General features: G+C 44.2%; 18 protein-coding genes. 12 read left to right on the top strand and 6 right to left on the bottom strand.

What is annotated here, in order from left to right; translation table 11 throughout:
- Positions 1 to 269: 269 nt before the first annotated feature.
- The 3 genes from BDE27_RS08520 to flgA all read right to left on the bottom strand — a co-directional run bounded on the left by BDE27_RS08520 (position 270) and on the right by flgA (position 1,834).
- Positions 270 to 710 (bottom strand): flagella synthesis protein FlgN, encoded by a 441-nt coding sequence (locus BDE27_RS08520; RefSeq protein ID WP_099131233.1) that lies wholly within the window; start codon positions 708 to 710, stop codon positions 270 to 272.
- Positions 711 to 734: 24 nt separating this feature from the next.
- Complete coding sequence (flgM, locus tag BDE27_RS08515) at positions 735 to 1,034, bottom strand: flagellar biosynthesis anti-sigma factor FlgM (RefSeq protein ID WP_074024373.1); 300 nt, start codon at positions 1,032 to 1,034, stop codon at positions 735 to 737.
- 122 nt (positions 1,035 to 1,156) lie between these two features.
- A complete protein-coding gene (gene flgA / locus BDE27_RS08510; RefSeq protein ID WP_099131232.1) occupies positions 1,157 to 1,834 on the bottom strand; it encodes a flagellar basal body P-ring formation chaperone FlgA in 678 nt (225 codons plus the stop codon).
- Between the two features lie 209 nt (positions 1,835 to 2,043).
- Between flgA and flgB the strand changes: the two genes are divergently transcribed.
- The 11 genes from flgB (at position 2,044) to flgL (ending at position 12,112) form a co-directional block, all read left to right on the top strand.
- On the top strand, positions 2,044 to 2,460 hold the full coding sequence (gene flgB, locus BDE27_RS08505; protein ID WP_074024371.1) for a flagellar basal body rod protein FlgB: 417 nt from the start codon (positions 2,044 to 2,046) through the stop codon (positions 2,458 to 2,460).
- A 5-nt stretch (positions 2,461 to 2,465) separates the two neighbouring features.
- Positions 2,466 to 2,870, top strand: coding sequence for a flagellar basal body rod protein FlgC (flgC, locus tag BDE27_RS08500; protein ID WP_047770689.1), 405 nt, complete (start codon positions 2,466 to 2,468; stop codon positions 2,868 to 2,870).
- Between the two features lie 13 nt (positions 2,871 to 2,883).
- Positions 2,884 to 3,603: a flagellar hook assembly protein FlgD gene (locus tag BDE27_RS08495; protein WP_099131231.1), complete on the top strand. Its 720-nt coding sequence runs from the start codon at positions 2,884 to 2,886 to the stop codon at positions 3,601 to 3,603.
- A 15-nt stretch (positions 3,604 to 3,618) separates the two neighbouring features.
- Positions 3,619 to 4,815 carry a flagellar hook protein FlgE gene (gene flgE, locus BDE27_RS08490; protein WP_099131230.1) on the top strand — a complete coding sequence of 399 codons (1,197 nt, stop codon included), beginning with the start codon at positions 3,619 to 3,621 and terminating at the stop codon, positions 4,813 to 4,815.
- A gap of 21 nt (positions 4,816 to 4,836) precedes the next feature.
- Positions 4,837 to 5,592, top strand: coding sequence for a flagellar basal body rod protein FlgF (locus tag BDE27_RS08485; RefSeq protein ID WP_099131229.1), 756 nt, complete (start codon positions 4,837 to 4,839; stop codon positions 5,590 to 5,592).
- A gap of 22 nt (positions 5,593 to 5,614) precedes the next feature.
- A complete protein-coding gene (gene flgG, locus BDE27_RS08480; RefSeq protein WP_074024366.1) occupies positions 5,615 to 6,397 on the top strand; it encodes a flagellar basal-body rod protein FlgG in 783 nt (260 codons plus the stop codon).
- 68 nt (positions 6,398 to 6,465) lie between these two features.
- The gene (locus tag BDE27_RS08475) at positions 6,466 to 7,245 is read left to right on the top strand and encodes a flagellar basal body L-ring protein FlgH (protein WP_099131228.1); all 780 of its coding nucleotides are present in this window, start codon (positions 6,466 to 6,468) and stop codon (positions 7,243 to 7,245) included.
- 15 nt (positions 7,246 to 7,260) lie between these two features.
- Positions 7,261 to 8,379: a flagellar basal body P-ring protein FlgI gene (locus BDE27_RS08470; protein WP_099131227.1), complete on the top strand. Its 1,119-nt coding sequence runs from the start codon at positions 7,261 to 7,263 to the stop codon at positions 8,377 to 8,379.
- Complete coding sequence (flgJ, locus tag BDE27_RS08465; protein ID WP_099131226.1) at positions 8,379 to 9,374, top strand: flagellar assembly peptidoglycan hydrolase FlgJ; 996 nt, start codon at positions 8,379 to 8,381, stop codon at positions 9,372 to 9,374. The genes BDE27_RS08470 and flgJ overlap by 1 nt, the downstream gene beginning before the upstream one ends.
- A gap of 101 nt (positions 9,375 to 9,475) precedes the next feature.
- Positions 9,476 to 11,113, top strand: a complete 1,638-nt coding sequence (flgK, locus tag BDE27_RS08460; RefSeq protein WP_099131225.1) for a flagellar hook-associated protein FlgK — start codon at positions 9,476 to 9,478, stop codon at positions 11,111 to 11,113.
- A gap of 36 nt (positions 11,114 to 11,149) precedes the next feature.
- Positions 11,150 to 12,112, top strand: a complete 963-nt coding sequence (gene flgL / locus BDE27_RS08455; RefSeq protein ID WP_099131224.1) for a flagellar hook-associated protein FlgL — start codon at positions 11,150 to 11,152, stop codon at positions 12,110 to 12,112.
- Positions 12,113 to 12,261: 149 nt separating this feature from the next.
- On the opposite strand, the gene BDE27_RS08450 is transcribed toward flgL, so the two are convergent.
- From BDE27_RS08450 to BDE27_RS08440, 3 genes are all read right to left on the bottom strand, one after another.
- A complete protein-coding gene (locus tag BDE27_RS08450) occupies positions 12,262 to 12,399 on the bottom strand; it encodes an IS1 family transposase (RefSeq protein WP_099131223.1) in 138 nt (45 codons plus the stop codon).
- A gap of 24 nt (positions 12,400 to 12,423) precedes the next feature.
- Entirely contained in the window at positions 12,424 to 13,281 is an 858-nt protein-coding gene (gene fghA / locus BDE27_RS08445) for an S-formylglutathione hydrolase (protein ID WP_099131222.1), read from the bottom strand.
- A gap of 100 nt (positions 13,282 to 13,381) precedes the next feature.
- Positions 13,382 to 14,491, bottom strand: coding sequence for an S-(hydroxymethyl)glutathione dehydrogenase/class III alcohol dehydrogenase (locus BDE27_RS08440; RefSeq protein WP_099131221.1), 1,110 nt, complete (start codon positions 14,489 to 14,491; stop codon positions 13,382 to 13,384).
- A gap of 598 nt (positions 14,492 to 15,089) precedes the next feature.
- On the opposite strand from BDE27_RS08440, the gene sfnG reads away from it, so the two are divergent.
- Positions 15,090 to 16,172 carry a dimethylsulfone monooxygenase SfnG gene (gene sfnG, locus BDE27_RS08435; protein ID WP_099131220.1) on the top strand — a complete coding sequence of 361 codons (1,083 nt, stop codon included), beginning with the start codon at positions 15,090 to 15,092 and terminating at the stop codon, positions 16,170 to 16,172.
- Positions 16,173 to 16,182 lie beyond the last annotated feature (10 nt).

Raw genomic sequence — 16,182 nt, 5'->3', positions numbered from 1 at the left:
ATAACTTCTATCGTAACGGTCATGCTGATCTCTCTTTAAAAAAACATAATAAATATCAAATTAACGCTTTAGAGTCATGACTAAAAATTGAATATATCGAAACTATAACCGAGGGGCCGATCAATATTCCTTTAAAAGTTAGTATAATGAGAATTATTTTCTTTTTTATCTAGGGCAGGGGAAATACAGATACACAGGAACAGACCCCTTATTATTGCCAATAAACCAAGAGGTCTGTAGAGCTTACTGCCTAAGCAGTAACAGAATGATCAAACGCTGATCTTGTGGCCTGATAGCGCTGAATGATGACGGGCCTGGCCGTCTGCACCATAAAGAGAAGGGCTGTGGTGAGTTTTCAGAAAAGCGATTGCTTGACTGTTCAATTCAATATGTTGTTCCAGTAAAAATCCGTTATGTGAATTTAAATCACGGATACGTTCAACAGATTGACTAATTTGACTCCATAATACTGCTAGCCTTTTATGGTTAGCATAAGGAGCATTTATTTTTAACGTGTCATTTAACTGCTGGCGTTTTCGTTCAGCATGATCGAGTGCTGAAAGCAAAAATGTCTTTTGTTCCGTCACGCGATGTAAATGATTCACTTCAATAAAGCCTTCGCTCAATATGCGCTGTTCTTCTGCCATAGTTTGCGAAAGCGAATTTAAGTGCGCGCTTTGCTGTTCAAGCAAGAGTTGAAGTTCTTCCATTTATGGCTCTTTAGATTTTGGTGTTTATTTATCATATTCCATGTTTTCAAGGGCCTCCCTAAATAGAGCATCAGCAATTTTACCGCTGTCCATCGTTAGGGTTCCCTTTGCAATGGCTTCTTTCAATTGTTGTACTTTTTGGATATTAATATCCTGACTGCTTGGCTGAACGAGCTTTTTCTGCGCTTCGCTCAGCTTAACTTGTGTATCTGCGCTTTTTTCTGCAACAGCCACAATTCTGCGAGTGCTCTGAGCACCTTCATTGGCATTGCGTTGCTGTAAAGCAGCCATAGCCAGTAGAGGTTGAGTGCGTTCAATACTCATAATCGTAATCCTTTAATCAGGCATTATTTATTTGTCTTAGGTAGCAGGCGATATACCGCTGGCATGCCTGTAAATCATGGTCTGTTGGTTATATCGGCGTGAAGAAATAAAACTTTAGCCATTTATAACATCATTTTTACACTGCCATTTTCTTGAGCTTCACCAGTAATAACCTGTCCAGAGTTCAGGCGGACACGGATATTATCAAAACTCGCGGCGTTGTTAATCGCTTTTCCTTCGTAACGCACCTGAAAATGGTGTCCATCTACGGTGACAACTACATTTTGTCCGGCTTGAATTGCCCAGGGACGCCGGACCATATTACGAGTGATGAATTGTCCGGCAGGTATGTTGCGCAGCGCAATACCATTTTGTATGGCCCTGTTGTTACGGATTATGTCGTTTGGCAGCTTATCTAAGGAGCCTGTTTTTACTTGAAAATCTTTTTCTGTCAGGACCGCATTGCGGTTAATGGCCCGCTTAGAAACCAAATAAGGGCCGATGACATTGACATAAACCTGAATAAAACGGCGTTGCTGACCACAAATCACAGGAACGGAAAGGTTACCCCAATTTTTGTTGCTAAGTAACGGTTGTATTTCAGGGTGTTCACAAGCAGGCCATTGTTGTTCAGGTGTTTTGATCTTCACTGAGACCTTATGATTCGATGTGCGATGAATCTGCCTGAAATAGTCATCTATTAATTGCGGTATATTGTTTCCCCAAGCTACAGAACTGCCGAAAACAAAAAATAGATTAAGGAAAAAGGCAAGGAATCCGATAAACTTTAGTGCAGGCATTTCACCACCTTAAATCCTGTTCGCGAGCCATGATTGCAAAAAATATTCAGCACCTGTTGGATGTTAATAGTGTAACTCGATTGATTATTCGTTAATGGGATAAATAGCAATTCAATTTGTTTCTATTCTTCGAATTACCTTTTTCTTCTCCGTTTATTCTGTTAGCTGCTTGGGGATTATCCCCGACAGAACAAATCCGAGGGAGGAATATGCTCGATAAATTAGATGCCGCCTTTCAATTTCGACAAGAAGCGCTGGCACTCCGCAACCAGCGGCAGGAAATCTTGTCTGCCAACATTGCTAATGCGGATACCCCTGGCTATCAGGCGCGTGATATCGATTTTGCTGCTCAACTGAAAAAAGTCATGGCACATGGTCGTGTAACGGGGAATGGAATTGGGCTAACTCTGACTTCCGATCGACATATTCCCGTTCAGCCTCAAAAACGTCTGGAGATGGATCTGCTGTATCGGGTGCCATACCAGACAGCCATGGATGGAAATACCGTTGACATGGATATAGAACGCAGCAATTTCGCAGATAACAGCCTGAAATATCAGGCCGAACTTACTATGACGAATGCGCAAATCAAAAGCATGATGTCAGTTCTACAGTCACAAGGATAATGGGAATGTCTCTACTCAGTATTTTTGATATTGCCAGCTCGGCGCTTTCTGCCCAGTCCCAGCGACTGAACGTCAGCGCCAGTAATATGGCGAATGCCGACAGTGTTGCGGGGCCGGATGGCGAGCCATACCGTGCCAAGCAAGTGGTTTTCCGTGTCGCTGCTCCCGCAGGCCAAGAGGTTGGCGGCGTTCGCGTTAGTGAAGTGGTGGATGATCCTTCACCTTTCCGCCTCGAATACCAGCCGGGCCATCCGCTGGCCGATGAAAAAGGTTATGTACGTATGCCGAATGTGGATGTGGTCGGGGAAATGGTCAATACCATCTCGGCTTCCCGCAGCTATCAGGCGAACGTTGAAGTGCTTAATACCACCAAATCCATCATGTTGAAAACGCTGACACTGGGCCAGTAACAGGAATGTCGTTATGGGAATTACCACCTCAATTAATGAATCATTGGATAATTCAACAGTCGGTGAACTGGCTAAGTTGACCAATCAAAAACCACAAAATAGTGGTGATATCAAAGATAGCTTTTTGAATATATTGGTTGCTCAGCTTAAAAACCAAGATCCAACCAACCCAATGCAAAACAGTGAAGTGACTTCACAGATTGCGCAGATCAGTACTGTGGAAGGTATTGAGAAGCTCAATAAGACGCTGGGTTCCATTGTCGGGCAAATGGACAGTAACCACGCGATGCAAACGGTAGCACTGATTGGTCGAAGTGTTATGGTTCCTGGCAATGAGATTTTGGTTGGTTTCAACGGAGAAAAAAATATTGACGCAGCACCGTTGGGCTATGAACTGAACCGACCTGCCGATATCGTTAAAGTGACCATCAAAGATAAAAGTGGCGCAGTTGTTCGGGAGATGGAATTCAAGAAATTAGATCCCAACTCATCCGAATATTTGAGTGCTGGCGTACACAGCTTCTTATGGGATGGTAAAGACGCAGAAGGCAATATGCTGGAAGGAAAAGCTTATAACTTCACCGTTTCCGCAAGCCAACAGGATCAAGCGTTGATGATACATCCTCTGAGAGAGGCTAAGGTTAACGGCGTTGTGCGGCAAGAGAATAGCACTAAATTAGATTTAGGGCTGGCGGGAACGGTAAACATGGATCAAGTTCGTCAGATTCTTTAATTAAACGGAGGACATATGTCTTTTTCACAAGCGGTCAGTGGCTTGAATGCCGCAGCGAGTAACCTGGACGTTATTGGTAATAACATTGCAAACTCAGCGACATTTGGCTTTAAATCCAGCTCCGCTTCCTTTGCGGACGTTTTCAGCGGCTCAGAAGTGGGCTTGGGTGTTAAGGTTTCTGGCATGGTTCAGAACTTTAAAGACGGCTCAACCACTACAACTAACCGCCAATTGGATATGGCAATCACACAAGGCGGTTTTTTCCGTATGGAAGATTCCAACGGTAATATTTTCTATTCCCGTAACGGTCAGTTCAACCTGGATTCAGACCGTAACCTGATCAATATGCAGGGTATGAAACTGACGGGTTATCCGGCGGTGAACGGAGTCATTCAACAAGGTGGCGCAGTAGGACCGATTTCGATCCCAACGGCAATGATGGATGCGAAAGCAACGAGCAAAATTTCGTTGTCAGCTAACCTGAGCGCAACGGAGAAAGCCATTACAGAAAAATTAAATCCGGGCGAGAAAGATACGTTTAATTTCAGTACGCCCATGCAAATTTTCGATAGCTTGGGTAGCCAGCACGATCTTAATGTGTTTTTTGTTAAAACAGAAAATAATAAATGGAAAGTTTATGCCCAGGATACTTCTGTAACAGGTTCTGAAGCTCAAGAATTGGGTGAGTTGTCATTCAATACAAGTGGACAAATGGCCGCGATTGATCCATTCACATTTACAATGCCAGCACTGAATGGTTCCGCTCTCGCGGAAATCACCATCGATTTAAATGGAAGTAAGCAGCAGAGCCTTGCACAAAGTTCCAGCAACAATCCAAAGCAAGATGGTTATGCCGCAGGTTATTTCACCAAGTACCGTGTAGATAATGACGGTAAAATCTACGGCACTTATTCCAACGATCAAAATCAGGTATTGGGTCAGGTGGTACTGGCAAACTTTGCCAACCCTGAAGGTCTGGCTGCACAGGGCGATAATATTTGGGCAGAATCCGGAGCATCAGGTAGCCCGGTTGTGGGACTTGCAGGTTCAGGTAACTTCGGTAAGTTGATCAGCGGTGCGCTGGAAGCTTCTAACGTAGATATGAGCCAAGAGCTGGTCAATATGATCGTCGCCCAGCGTAACTATCAATCCAACGCTCAGACCATCAAAACGCAGGACCAAATTCTGCAAACACTGGTCAGCATGCGTTAATAAGCTCAGGCGGATAGCTTTATGGATCACGTCATTTATACCGCTATGGGAGCTGCGCGCCAAACGCTGGAGCACCAAGCTGTCACAGCCAACAATCTGGCCAATGCGTCAACGCCGGGCTTTAAAGCCCAACTTGCTGCACTGCGTGCTGTACCCATTGAAGGTGAAACCTTGCCGACACGCTCGCTGGTTGTTGCTTCTACCCCTGGCATGGATAGCCGTCAGGGACCCATGAATTATACCTCCCGTCCGTTAGATGTGGCGGTCGGACAAGGTGGCTATTTAGCTGTTCAGCTTGAAGATGGGACGGAAGCCTATACCCGCAACGGTAATATCCAAATTTCGCCTGAAGGGCAACTGATGGTACAGGGGCGCATGTTGATGGGCGAAAACGGGCCGATTGATGTTCCGCCGCAAGCTGAATTGACCATTGCGACAGATGGTGCCATTTCTGCCTTAATTGCCAGCGATCCGCCCACGTTGTTGGGCCAGATTGGCAAGCTGAAAATCGTTAAACCGGAAGCTAATCAAGTGGTACGTGGCGATGATGGTTTGTTCCATTTAACGTCACAGGCGCGGGAACAGCAGGGCAATGAATTGGCGGCCAGTACAGAAGTGAAACTTATGCCAGGTGTCTTGGAAGGCAGCAATGTTAATCCAGTGGAAAGCATGGTGAACATGATCGCCAACGCGCGTCGTTTTGAGATGCAAATGAAAGTCATACACAGTTCCGATGAAAATGCACAGCGGGCTAACCAAATTCTCGCTATGAGCTAAATCGGATACAGGGGATAAATTCATGATCCGATCTTTATGGATTGCCAAGACTGGGCTGGATGCTCAGCAAACCAATATGGATGTTATTTCTAACAACTTGGCAAATGTCAGCACCAACGGTTTCAAACGCCAGCGTGCGGTGTTTGAAGATTTGCTCTATCAAACCGAACGTCAGCCAGGTGCGATGTCGTCTGAACAGACTACCCTGCCATCAGGTTTGCAGATTGGTACGGGCGCACGACCGGTAGCCACTGAGCGGCTGCACAGCCAGGGTAACCTGGCGAAAACCAATAGCAGCCAGGATGTGGCAATTAAAGGACAGGGCTTTTTCCAAGTCCAGATGCCTGATGGCACCATTGGCTATACCCGTGATGGTTCATTTCAGAAAGATCAGAATGGTCAGCTGGTTACTGTGGGTGGTTTTCAGATAGTACCTGCCATCATCATTCCAGATAATGCCACTAAGCTCAACATTGCCAGTGATGGTACTGTTAGTGTAAACGTGCAAGGGCAAAATGCGCCTCAGCAGATTGGGCAACTGACATTGACCACGTTTATCAATGAAAGTGGACTGGAAAGCATCGGTGAGAATTTGTATCTGGAAACCAACAGTTCTGGCGTACCAGTAGAGAATGCACCGGGCATCAATGGCGCTGGCGTGCTCTATCAAGGCTTTGTCGAAACGTCTAACGTCAATGTGGCGGAAGAGTTGGTCACTATGATTCAGGTGCAGCGAGCCTATGAAATCAACAGCAAGGCAGTATCGACTTCTGATCAAATGCTGCAAAAGCTGACACAGTTATAACCTAATCATTAAATGGTGGGGGAATACGTTCTTCCACTATTTCTACGATAAACTTAAGAGCATAGAAGATGGATACAATGCCCGTTGCCGAAAGCCATGCTAAAAACCATGTAGCTTATGGCTCCACTGGTTTACGGAGAAACCAGAGAAATAAGTGGCGTATCAGCATATCTGTGGCGGTACTCGCATTGTCGGCACTGACATTAGGGGGCTGTGCTTATATGCCGCACAAGCCACTGGTGGAAGGGCAAACAACCGCAAAACCCGCCGAAACGCCTGCTCCAACGCCAAATGGTTCTATTTTTCAAACTGTCCAACCGGTCTATTACGGCTATCAGCCACTGTTTGAAGACCGCCGTCCACGCAATATTGGTGATACGCTAACGATTATTTTGCAGGAGAACGTCAGTGCGAGCAAAAACTCTTCAGCCAATGCGAGTCGCAATGGAAAAACCAGTTTTGCGGCGGCTTTGACGCCTCGTTTTTTACAGGGATTGATGGGGGGTGGAAAAACCGATCTGGGCATGGAAGGCAATAATGAATTTGGTGGCAAAGGTGGTGCGAATGCCAACAATACCTTCAGGGGCACCATTACTGTGACTGTGGATAAACTGCTGGCCAATGGCAACCTACATGTAGTGGGGGAAAAACAGATCGCTATTAATCAGGGTACGGAGTTTATTCGTTTCTCTGGTGTTGTTAACCCGCGCACGATCACGGGCAATAATACGGTGAGTTCCAATCAAGTTGCTGATGCCCGTATTGAGTATGTTGGTGATGGTTATATCAACGAAGCGCAGCATATGGGTTGGTTACAACGTTTCTTTATAAATATCTCGCCGTTTTAAAAGAGGATGGTTAGGATGAAAAAATTAGTCGCCAGCCTTTTTACGTTTTTGTTGGTGCTGTCCGGTACGTTCACTTCTGCCAGTGTTTTTGCCGAACGTATTCGTGATTTGACGACGATTGAAGGAGTCAGGGATAACGCGCTGATTGGTTATGGTTTGGTCGTTGGGCTGGATGGAACGGGTGACCAAACCATGCAGACGCCTTTTACTACCCAAAGCCTGAGCAATATGTTGTCACAGCTAGGGATCACCGTACCCGCCGGTACAAATATGCAGCTTAAAAATGTCGCTGCCGTGATGGTGACAGCAAAACTGCCCCCGTTTGCGCGTACAGGGCAGAACATTGATGTTGTCGTTTCCTCGCTGGGTAATGCCAAGAGTTTGCGTGGCGGTACATTGCTGATGACGCCGTTAAAAGGGGTGGATAACCAGGTCTATGCTTTGGCTCAGGGCAATATTCTTGTGGGTGGTGCCGGTGCGAGTGCCGGTGGTAACAGTATCAAAGTCAACCAACTTGCCGGTGGCCGGATTTCCAATGGTGCGGTGATTGAACGTGAGTTGCCAACACAGTTCGGCCAGAAAGGCACGCTGAATCTGCAACTGAATGATGATGATTTTGGGCTGGCTCAGAAAATCAGTGATGCGATCAACCGATTGAAAGGAACGGGAACGGCGACACCGTTGGATTCCCGCACGGTGCAGTTGCGTTTACCGATTGAGAACAGCGAACAGGTGAAGTTTCTGGCTCAGGTACAGAATTTGCCTATCCGCGTGGATGCCGGTGATGCCAAAGTGATTTTCAACTCCCGAACAGGTTCCGTGGTGATGAACCGTAATGTTACCTTGGACAGTTGTGCGATTGCTCATGGTAGTTTGTCTGTGACCGTTGAACGTCAGATCGTGGTCAATCAGCCCAATACGCCATTGGCGGGAGGCAGTACCGTCGTGACCCGTAATACGGGGGTTGGCATTCAGGAGCAGGGGGGCGCATTGCAGCAACTTAGTGCCAGTGCAAATCTGACACAAGTTGTGCGTGCGTTGAATGCGTTGGGTGCAACGCCAACCGATTTAATGTCGATCTTGCAGGCAATGGAGAGCGCAGGTTGTCTGCGGGCGAAATTGGAGATTATCTGATGAATGATTTTCTGACGATGTCCAATGCAGCTTACGATGTTAACTCATTGCATTCACTGAAAGCTAAATTGTCACAGGAACCACAACAAGGGCTACGGCAAGTAGCCCAACAATTAGAAGGCGTCTTCGTTCAGATGATGCTGAAAAGTATGCGTTCCTCGTTGCCGCAGGATGGCATTTTAAGCAGTGAGCAGACGCATTTTTATACTTCGCTGTACGATCAGCAAATTGCCCAGGATCTTTCCCAAAAGGGGTTAGGATTTGCGGACATGATCGTTAAGCAATTCTCTAATGCGAATAATAATGTACCTGATGAATTAGCCAACACTGTGCCGATGCCGCTGGATAATGAAATCCTGCAAACATTACCGAAGCAGGCATTGGAACAATTTATGCGTCGGGCTATACCGGCTCCTGACTATCTGTCTAAAAACCCATCTTCGGCGAATGGTTCACCTCAATACAGTTCAGCCCCACCAAAATCATTGCCGATGCACAGCGCCAGCTTTGTTTCCATGCTTTCCTTACCAGCTCAGTTGGCAAGCCAGCAAAGTGGTATTCCTCATTTATTGATTATTGCTCAGGCAGCGCTGGAATCCGGCTGGGGGCAGCGAGAAATTCTGACAGCGGAAGGTAAGCCAAGTCATAATTTGTTTGGTATCAAAGCGGGAAAATACTGGAAAGGGCCCGTCACCAATATTATGACGACGGAATACATTGATGGTGAGCCGAAGAAAATGCAGGACAGCTTCCGCGTCTATAGCTCTTATACGGAAGCGATAACGGATTACGTCAATTTACTGACAGAAAACCCCCGTTACACCAAGGTTGCACAATCAACAACGGCAGAGCAGGGAGCGTATTCCTTACAAGAGGCCGGATATGCCACCGATCCAGGTTATGCACAAAAATTAGTGTCATTGATCCAGCAGTTAAAAAATACCGGCAATCAAATGGCAAAAGCCTATGCCTATGATTTTGATAACTTGTTTTAAGGGAATCAATTCGCTCAAGAATCAGGGTATTTTGCCGATAACTGTAGCAGTGAATTACCTCCCACGATGGAGGCATAACGAAAACGTAAAAGGATCTACACATGTCCAATAGTCTTATCAATACTGCCATGAGTGGTATTAATGCTGCGCAAGTGGCAATGAGTGTGGTGAGTAATAACATTACTAACTCTAAAGTCGAGGGATATCACCGACAGATCACGGTAATGTCGCAGAATAATGGCAACATGTCACCAGTTGGCTTTATTGGCAATGGTGTGAATGTCAATTCCATTGATCGACAATATAATGAGTTTGTCAACGAGCAATATAATGCTGCAAAAACCAAATATGCTGAATTAATTACATACAATAATCAGGCTTCTCAAGTTGAGAATCTGCTGGCAGATAATACAACCAGCCTTTCCAGTTCTATGGAAGACTTTTTTAAGAGCCTGAGCACGCTTGAAAATAACGCGGAAGACCATGCGGCAAGAACCACAGTACGAGGTAAAGCTGAAGGTTTGGTTAACCGGTTTAAAGAAACGGATCAACATCTCCGTAAGATGGACAGCGGTATCAATACCCAAATTGAGAAGAATGTCAAAGAAATTAATAAGTACGCGGAAGAAATTGCCTTTCTGAATAATGAAATTTCTCGTATGCGTGGCGTAGGAACAGGTGAACCTCTGGCTTTACTGGATAAACGCGATGATACGCTTAATAAATTAAATCAACTTATTGAAGTAGATATGGTTCAGCAAGACGGTGGTGTTTACAACGTCTCATTTGGCGGTGGCCCCTCATTGGTATTGGGCAGCAAATCCTATCGGCTGGAAGCGATTCCATCCAGTGCAGATAGCGGCCGTATTACCCTAGGCTATAACAATGGTATAAGTACGAAAGAAATTGATGAGCGTTTTATCTCACAAGGGACGTTGGGTGGTGCATTGCGTGTGCGTAGTGAAGTGATAGACCCAACCCGCAATCAATTAAACCAATTGGGATTAGTGATGGCGGATCAATTCAATCAAGTCCAGCGTGGTGGTTTCGATCTGGACGGTAAACCAGGTATCGATTTCTTCAACCTTGCGCAGCCAGAAACCATTGCTAACAGCAATAACAAAGGTTCGGCTGAAATTAAAGTGGAATACGCCGATACCACTAAAGTAAAAGACAGTGACTATACGATTAAGTACCAAGGCGGGGATTGGAAAGTACAGCGTGTTACCGACAAGGAAATGATCTCTGTAACTAAAAATGGTAAGACGCTGGAATTTGACGGTTTGAAAGTCGCAATCAATGCGACTAATCCACAGGATAATGATCGGTACACACTGAAAACAGTCGGTAGCGTAATAGCTACACTTGAAGTCAATATTAAAACCCCCTCCCAGCTGGCAACGGCAGGTGCTAAAGGTTCTGGTCAAAGTGATAACAACAATGCGAAGAAATTCACTCTCCTACAAGAACAAAAGCTGGTTGATGGTAAAAATACCTTGACTGATGCTTATGCTTCACTGGTCAGTACCGTGGGTAGTAAAGCTAATAGTTCTCAACGTAGTTTCGAAGCCCAGAAGATCCAAGTAGAGGTGCTTTACAGCCGCCGCGAGTCTATTTCTGGCGTCAACCTAGATGAAGAATACGGTGAACTGCAACGTTTGCAACAATACTATTTGTCAAATGCTCGTGTTATCCAGACCGCTTCGACGCTGTTTAATGCCATTTTGGATATTCGTTAATCACTAAGTGGCGAAAGAAAAAAAGGAACTGATATTGTGCGCGTAAGTACGAATCTTTTATACAGCCAAAAAATGAATGGAGTTTTTGGCTCCCAGGCTAAATGGATGCAATATGGTGAACAGTTATCCAGCGGGAAACGTGTTATCAAACCATCTGATGATCCGTTGGCTGCTTCACAGAGTATTATGGTTGCTCAATCTGAGGCGAAGAATCAGCAATTTGTGGCAGCTCGTATCTTTGCCAAGAACACGATGTCAACCCAATTGAGCACTATCGATGGTGTTGTATCGGTGACACATAATGTTTTGGAAACATTAGTCGCGGCGGCGAGTGCAGAGAGCGATCATGATCGTGAGTCTTATGCCCAACAATTAGACGGGCTTAAACAGCAATTGCTGAACCTTGGGAATAAAACCGATGGCAATGGCCGCTATATTTTTGCTGGTTATAAGACAGACGTTCCACCTTTTGAAGCGGATGGCAGTGGAAAAGTTCACTACAAAGGTGGATATGAGGCTATAAGCCAAAGGGTGGATGACAATCGTTCCATGGTTATCGCCCATACAGGGGAAAAAGTCTTTTTATCGGCAACGTCCAACCCGATTAAAGAACCTGATGGCAGTGCCAGTGAATCAGATATTTTTGCTTCTATTGATTTTGCGATCGAGGCGCTTAAAAGGCCATTCACGGATGCCAGCGAAACAGAAAGAGAGGAATCACTGGAGTTAATTAACAAGGCTAACCGAGGGGTACGTAATAGCTTGAACAACTTATCCTCGGCGCAAGCCGTGCTAGGGTTACAGCTTCAGGAAATGGACCAACTGGATGCGTTAGCCAGTGAACGCAGCATAGCCAATAAAGTTCGTATGGGGGAATTAGTCGATGCGGATTTGATCTCCACCATTTCCAGCTATTATCAGGAACATGCTGCATTACAGGCTTCCTATAAAGCTTTTTCTGATTTAAAAGGTATGTCTTTGTTTGAGATGTATCGTTAATTAAGGTTGGTATATTTCCAACCTTTCAGGTTGCAGTTTTATTTTCTTATCCCAGTAACATAGCCCTTGCCTTTTCCATTAAATTAGGAAAAACAAGGGTTTATTTAGGTTGTACTTCCAAATAGTTAGATCCCTATAAAACATGATACTCAGAGATGCGGTTCCCGTTGCCAAGAATGACGGCAGGACTGGCAAAGATAACGTTGATGACCAGAGCGAGAGCGCCCATTACGGTGGATCCCTTTAACTGCACAACAAGATGGACAGGTCACATCAATCTTTGCCATCTGAATGTTCTCCAAATAGACAGACTATACATGAGTCAATAAATTGATGTCATGACCTTGCATTGCTTTGGCATGATAAGTGATATGATCTTCAATAAAGCTGGCAATAAAGTAATAGCTGTGATCATATTCAGGCCGAAGATTGATAGTCACTGGATAACCGGCTTCATCGCAAATATCTTGCAATAAATGAGGGCGTAACTGTTCATCCAAAAAGTCATCATTGAGACCCTGGTCAATCAAAATAGGAAGCTGTTCTTTCGCATTCCTGATCAGTTCTACAGTGTCATATTGTTTCCAATCTGATGTATCTTCGCCAAGGTAGGCTGAAAATGCTTTTATTCCCCACGGAACCTGGCTAGGAGCCACAATAGGTGAGAATGCCGAAACACTGCAATAACGTTCTGGATTCTTCAATGCAACAATCATTGCACCATGGCCTCCCATTGAGTGTCCACTGATTGCTCGTATATTAGTGACCGCAAAGTGTGTTTCAATCAAATTGGGGAGTTCTGAAACAACATAATCATACATACGATAGTGTGAAGCCCAAGGGTGTTTTGATGCATTGAGATAAAAGCCAGCACCTTTTCCAAGATCGTAGGCGGGATCGTCAGCGACATCATCACCCCGTGGGCTGGTATCTGGAGCCACAATAACGATACCCTGTTCAGCCGCATAACGTTGAGCGCCTGATTTTGTGATGAAATTTTGCTCAGTGCAGGTCAAGCCAGAGAGCCAGTAAAGGACGGGTAATCTTCTTGCTTTAATTTGAGGAGGCAAGAAAATGGCAAAACGCATCTGGCAACCCAAAGCCTTTGATTCATGTTGATAGATATCCTGCCATCCACCAAAACAGGCGTGATGTTCGATTCTTTCCATTACTTCCTCTCTAAAGTCATTTGTTGCAGTGATTATTTTATTACTTGTCAGATACCGTGTTGGCTTGCAACACGGTTTTCTGTCTACGATCCAAACTTAATCAGTAGTAAATAACTGTTCGGATCGATTTACCGTCATGCATCAGATCGAAAGCCTCATTAATGGATTCCAGAGGCATCGTATGGCTAACGAAAGGTGCAAGTTCGATTTCACCTTTCATGGCTTTTTCCACCATTCCCGGCAACTGGCTGCGTCCTTTTACACCACCGAAAGCTGTGCCTTTCCATGTACGCCCGGTAATAAGTTGGAATGGCCGGGTGGAAATCTCTTGTCCAGCGCCAGCTACACCAATGATGACTGATTGCCCCCATCCCCGGTGCGCGCTTTCCAGAGCGGCACGCATGACATTGACATTACCGATACATTCGAAAGTATGATCAACACCCCACTTGGTTATCTCCAGAATGACCTGTTGGATAGGTTTGTCGTAGTCATTGGGATTGAGGCAATCAGTGGCACCAAATTGTCTGGCAAGTTCAAATTTAGTTGGATTGGTATCAATGGCAATAATGCGCCCGGCCTTTGCCTGACGAGCACCCTGGACAACGGCCAGACCAATCCCACCCAATCCGAAAACGGCAACAGAATCTCCCGGCTGCACTTTGGCTGTATTGTGTACGGCACCGATACCAGTAGTGACACCACAGCCCAATAGGCAAACTTGTTCATGGTTTGCGGTTGGATTTATTTTTGCCACTGATACTTCAGCAACAACAGTGTATTCACTGAATGTGGAACACCCCATGTAATGATAGATAGGTTGTCCATTGTAAGAAAAGCGTGTTGTGCCATCTGGCATGAGGCCCTTACCTTGCGTTTCACGGACTGCGATACAAAGGTTAGTTTTTCCAGACTGACAGAACTCACATTTGCCACATTCCGCCGCATATAATGGAATAACATGGTCACCTGGTTTTACACTTGTGACACCGTCACCTACTTCGACAACGACACCGGCTCCTTCATGCCCCAGAATAACAGGAAATATTCCTTCAGGATCGCTACCTGAAAGGGTAAAGGCATCCGTATGGCAGACACCTGTATGGCTGATTTTTATCATTACTTCACCTCTTTTTGGTGGAGCAACGTCAATTTCGATAATTTCGAGTGGTTTGTTTGGCCCAAAGGCAACGGCAGCACGTGATTTCATATAATCCCTCTTTGATTTTTGCACAGAATATTTTAATACTTCTATTTGTCTGGATATTATCCTTATAGTTTGATTTTATTTTTGAATTATGACCAATCAATCAATAAAAAATATTTATACGCATCAATATCACCATCATTATGCAATATTGCCGGATCCTAGAATTAATTCAATCTTAATAAGATTAGATAATCTGTGTATTTTTTCACAAATAAAATCGAAGTTATCATATGGATTTTTATCAAATATTTTTTGTTCTTGGTATTTGGTTAAGTGAATATATGTTAAGTGAACAATTTTCATTTTTTACTCCCTTTGGTGAAAAATGAACAGTAAGGATATTTTTCTAATCTTATTTTTTATATTTATAGAAAATTTATAAAAGACCCTATAAGAGTTGTCAATTGACTTTAAACTGAGAAATGGTGTCTTTTGTAAATTATTTAAAATAAAATAATAAATAATGGATTTTATTGAGACCTGTCAATAATATGTCTCATCGATTAACTAATTTTATATTGTGCTATAAAAATCATTGAAGATGATAAACGTCCTTACCGGGTAGCTATATATTCTGATTTCAAATCATGGAGGTTTAATGGCTGAATTCAATTCTCAACCCATTAAATTTGCTTATTGGGTGCCAAATGTTTCAGGTGGATTGGTTATAAGTAAAATCCAGCAACGTACCAATTGGGATCATACTTATAATCGCAGTCTGGCTCAAATCGCCGAAAATGTAGGTTTTGACTATGCATTGACCCAAATTAGATTTACTGCTGGATATGGTGCTGAAAACCAACATGAATCGATGACCTTTTCGCAAGATCTGCTTTCCGTAACAAATAAATTGAAAATCATTGCAGCCCTTTTACCTGGGCCTTGGAAACCGGTGTTGGCTGCTAAGCAGATAGCAACAATCAGTCAGCTTTATGGTGCCCGTATTGCGGTTAATATTGTTAGTGGTTGGTTTCGCGGTGAATTTAAAGCGATTGGTGAACCGTGGTTGGATCATGAAGAACGTTATTTACGTTCTGAAGAATTTATCCATTGTTTGAAAGGGATCTGGTCGCAACCCGCTTTCAGTTTTTCTGGTGATTTTTATCGTTTTCATGATTATGTTTTAAACCCCAAGCCACAGACACCATTACCGGAAATTTTTCAAGGAGGGAGTTCCAGAGCTGCCAGAGACATGGCCGCCCGCGTTTCTGATTGGTATTTTACTAATGGCGGCAGTGTGGAATATATTCACAAACAAATCGAAGATATCAGAGCTAAAGCGTTATTGAATCATCATCAGGTAAAAATAGGCGTTAATGGTTTTGCTATTGCCCGTGATGATGAGAAAGAGGCTCGCGCAGTATTACAGGATATTTTAGATAATAGTGATTTTGAAGCGGTGAAAAGTTTCCATCATGAAGTCCAAAATGCGGGAAATGCATCACCGGAAAAAGAAGGGAACTGGGCAAAATCAACTTTCGAAGATCTTGTACAGTATAATGACGGCTTTAAAACCAACCTTATTGGTACACCATTACAAATAGCCCAACGAATTATTGAATATAAAAAGGTCGGTGTAAACCTGATGTTGCTTGGATTTTTGCATATGCAGGAAGAGCTAGAGTATTTTGGTAGAAACGTGATCCCACTGGTTAGAGAATTGGAACAACAAGCTGATTGAATAACTATTT

The sequence above is a fragment of the Xenorhabdus ehlersii genome (assembly GCF_003610465.1).
In the GTDB taxonomy this organism is placed as follows: domain Bacteria; phylum Pseudomonadota; class Gammaproteobacteria; order Enterobacterales; family Enterobacteriaceae; genus Xenorhabdus; species Xenorhabdus ehlersii.
The sequence above is the reverse complement of the archived record's forward strand: the minus strand, read 5'-3'. Positions and strand labels throughout refer to the sequence as shown.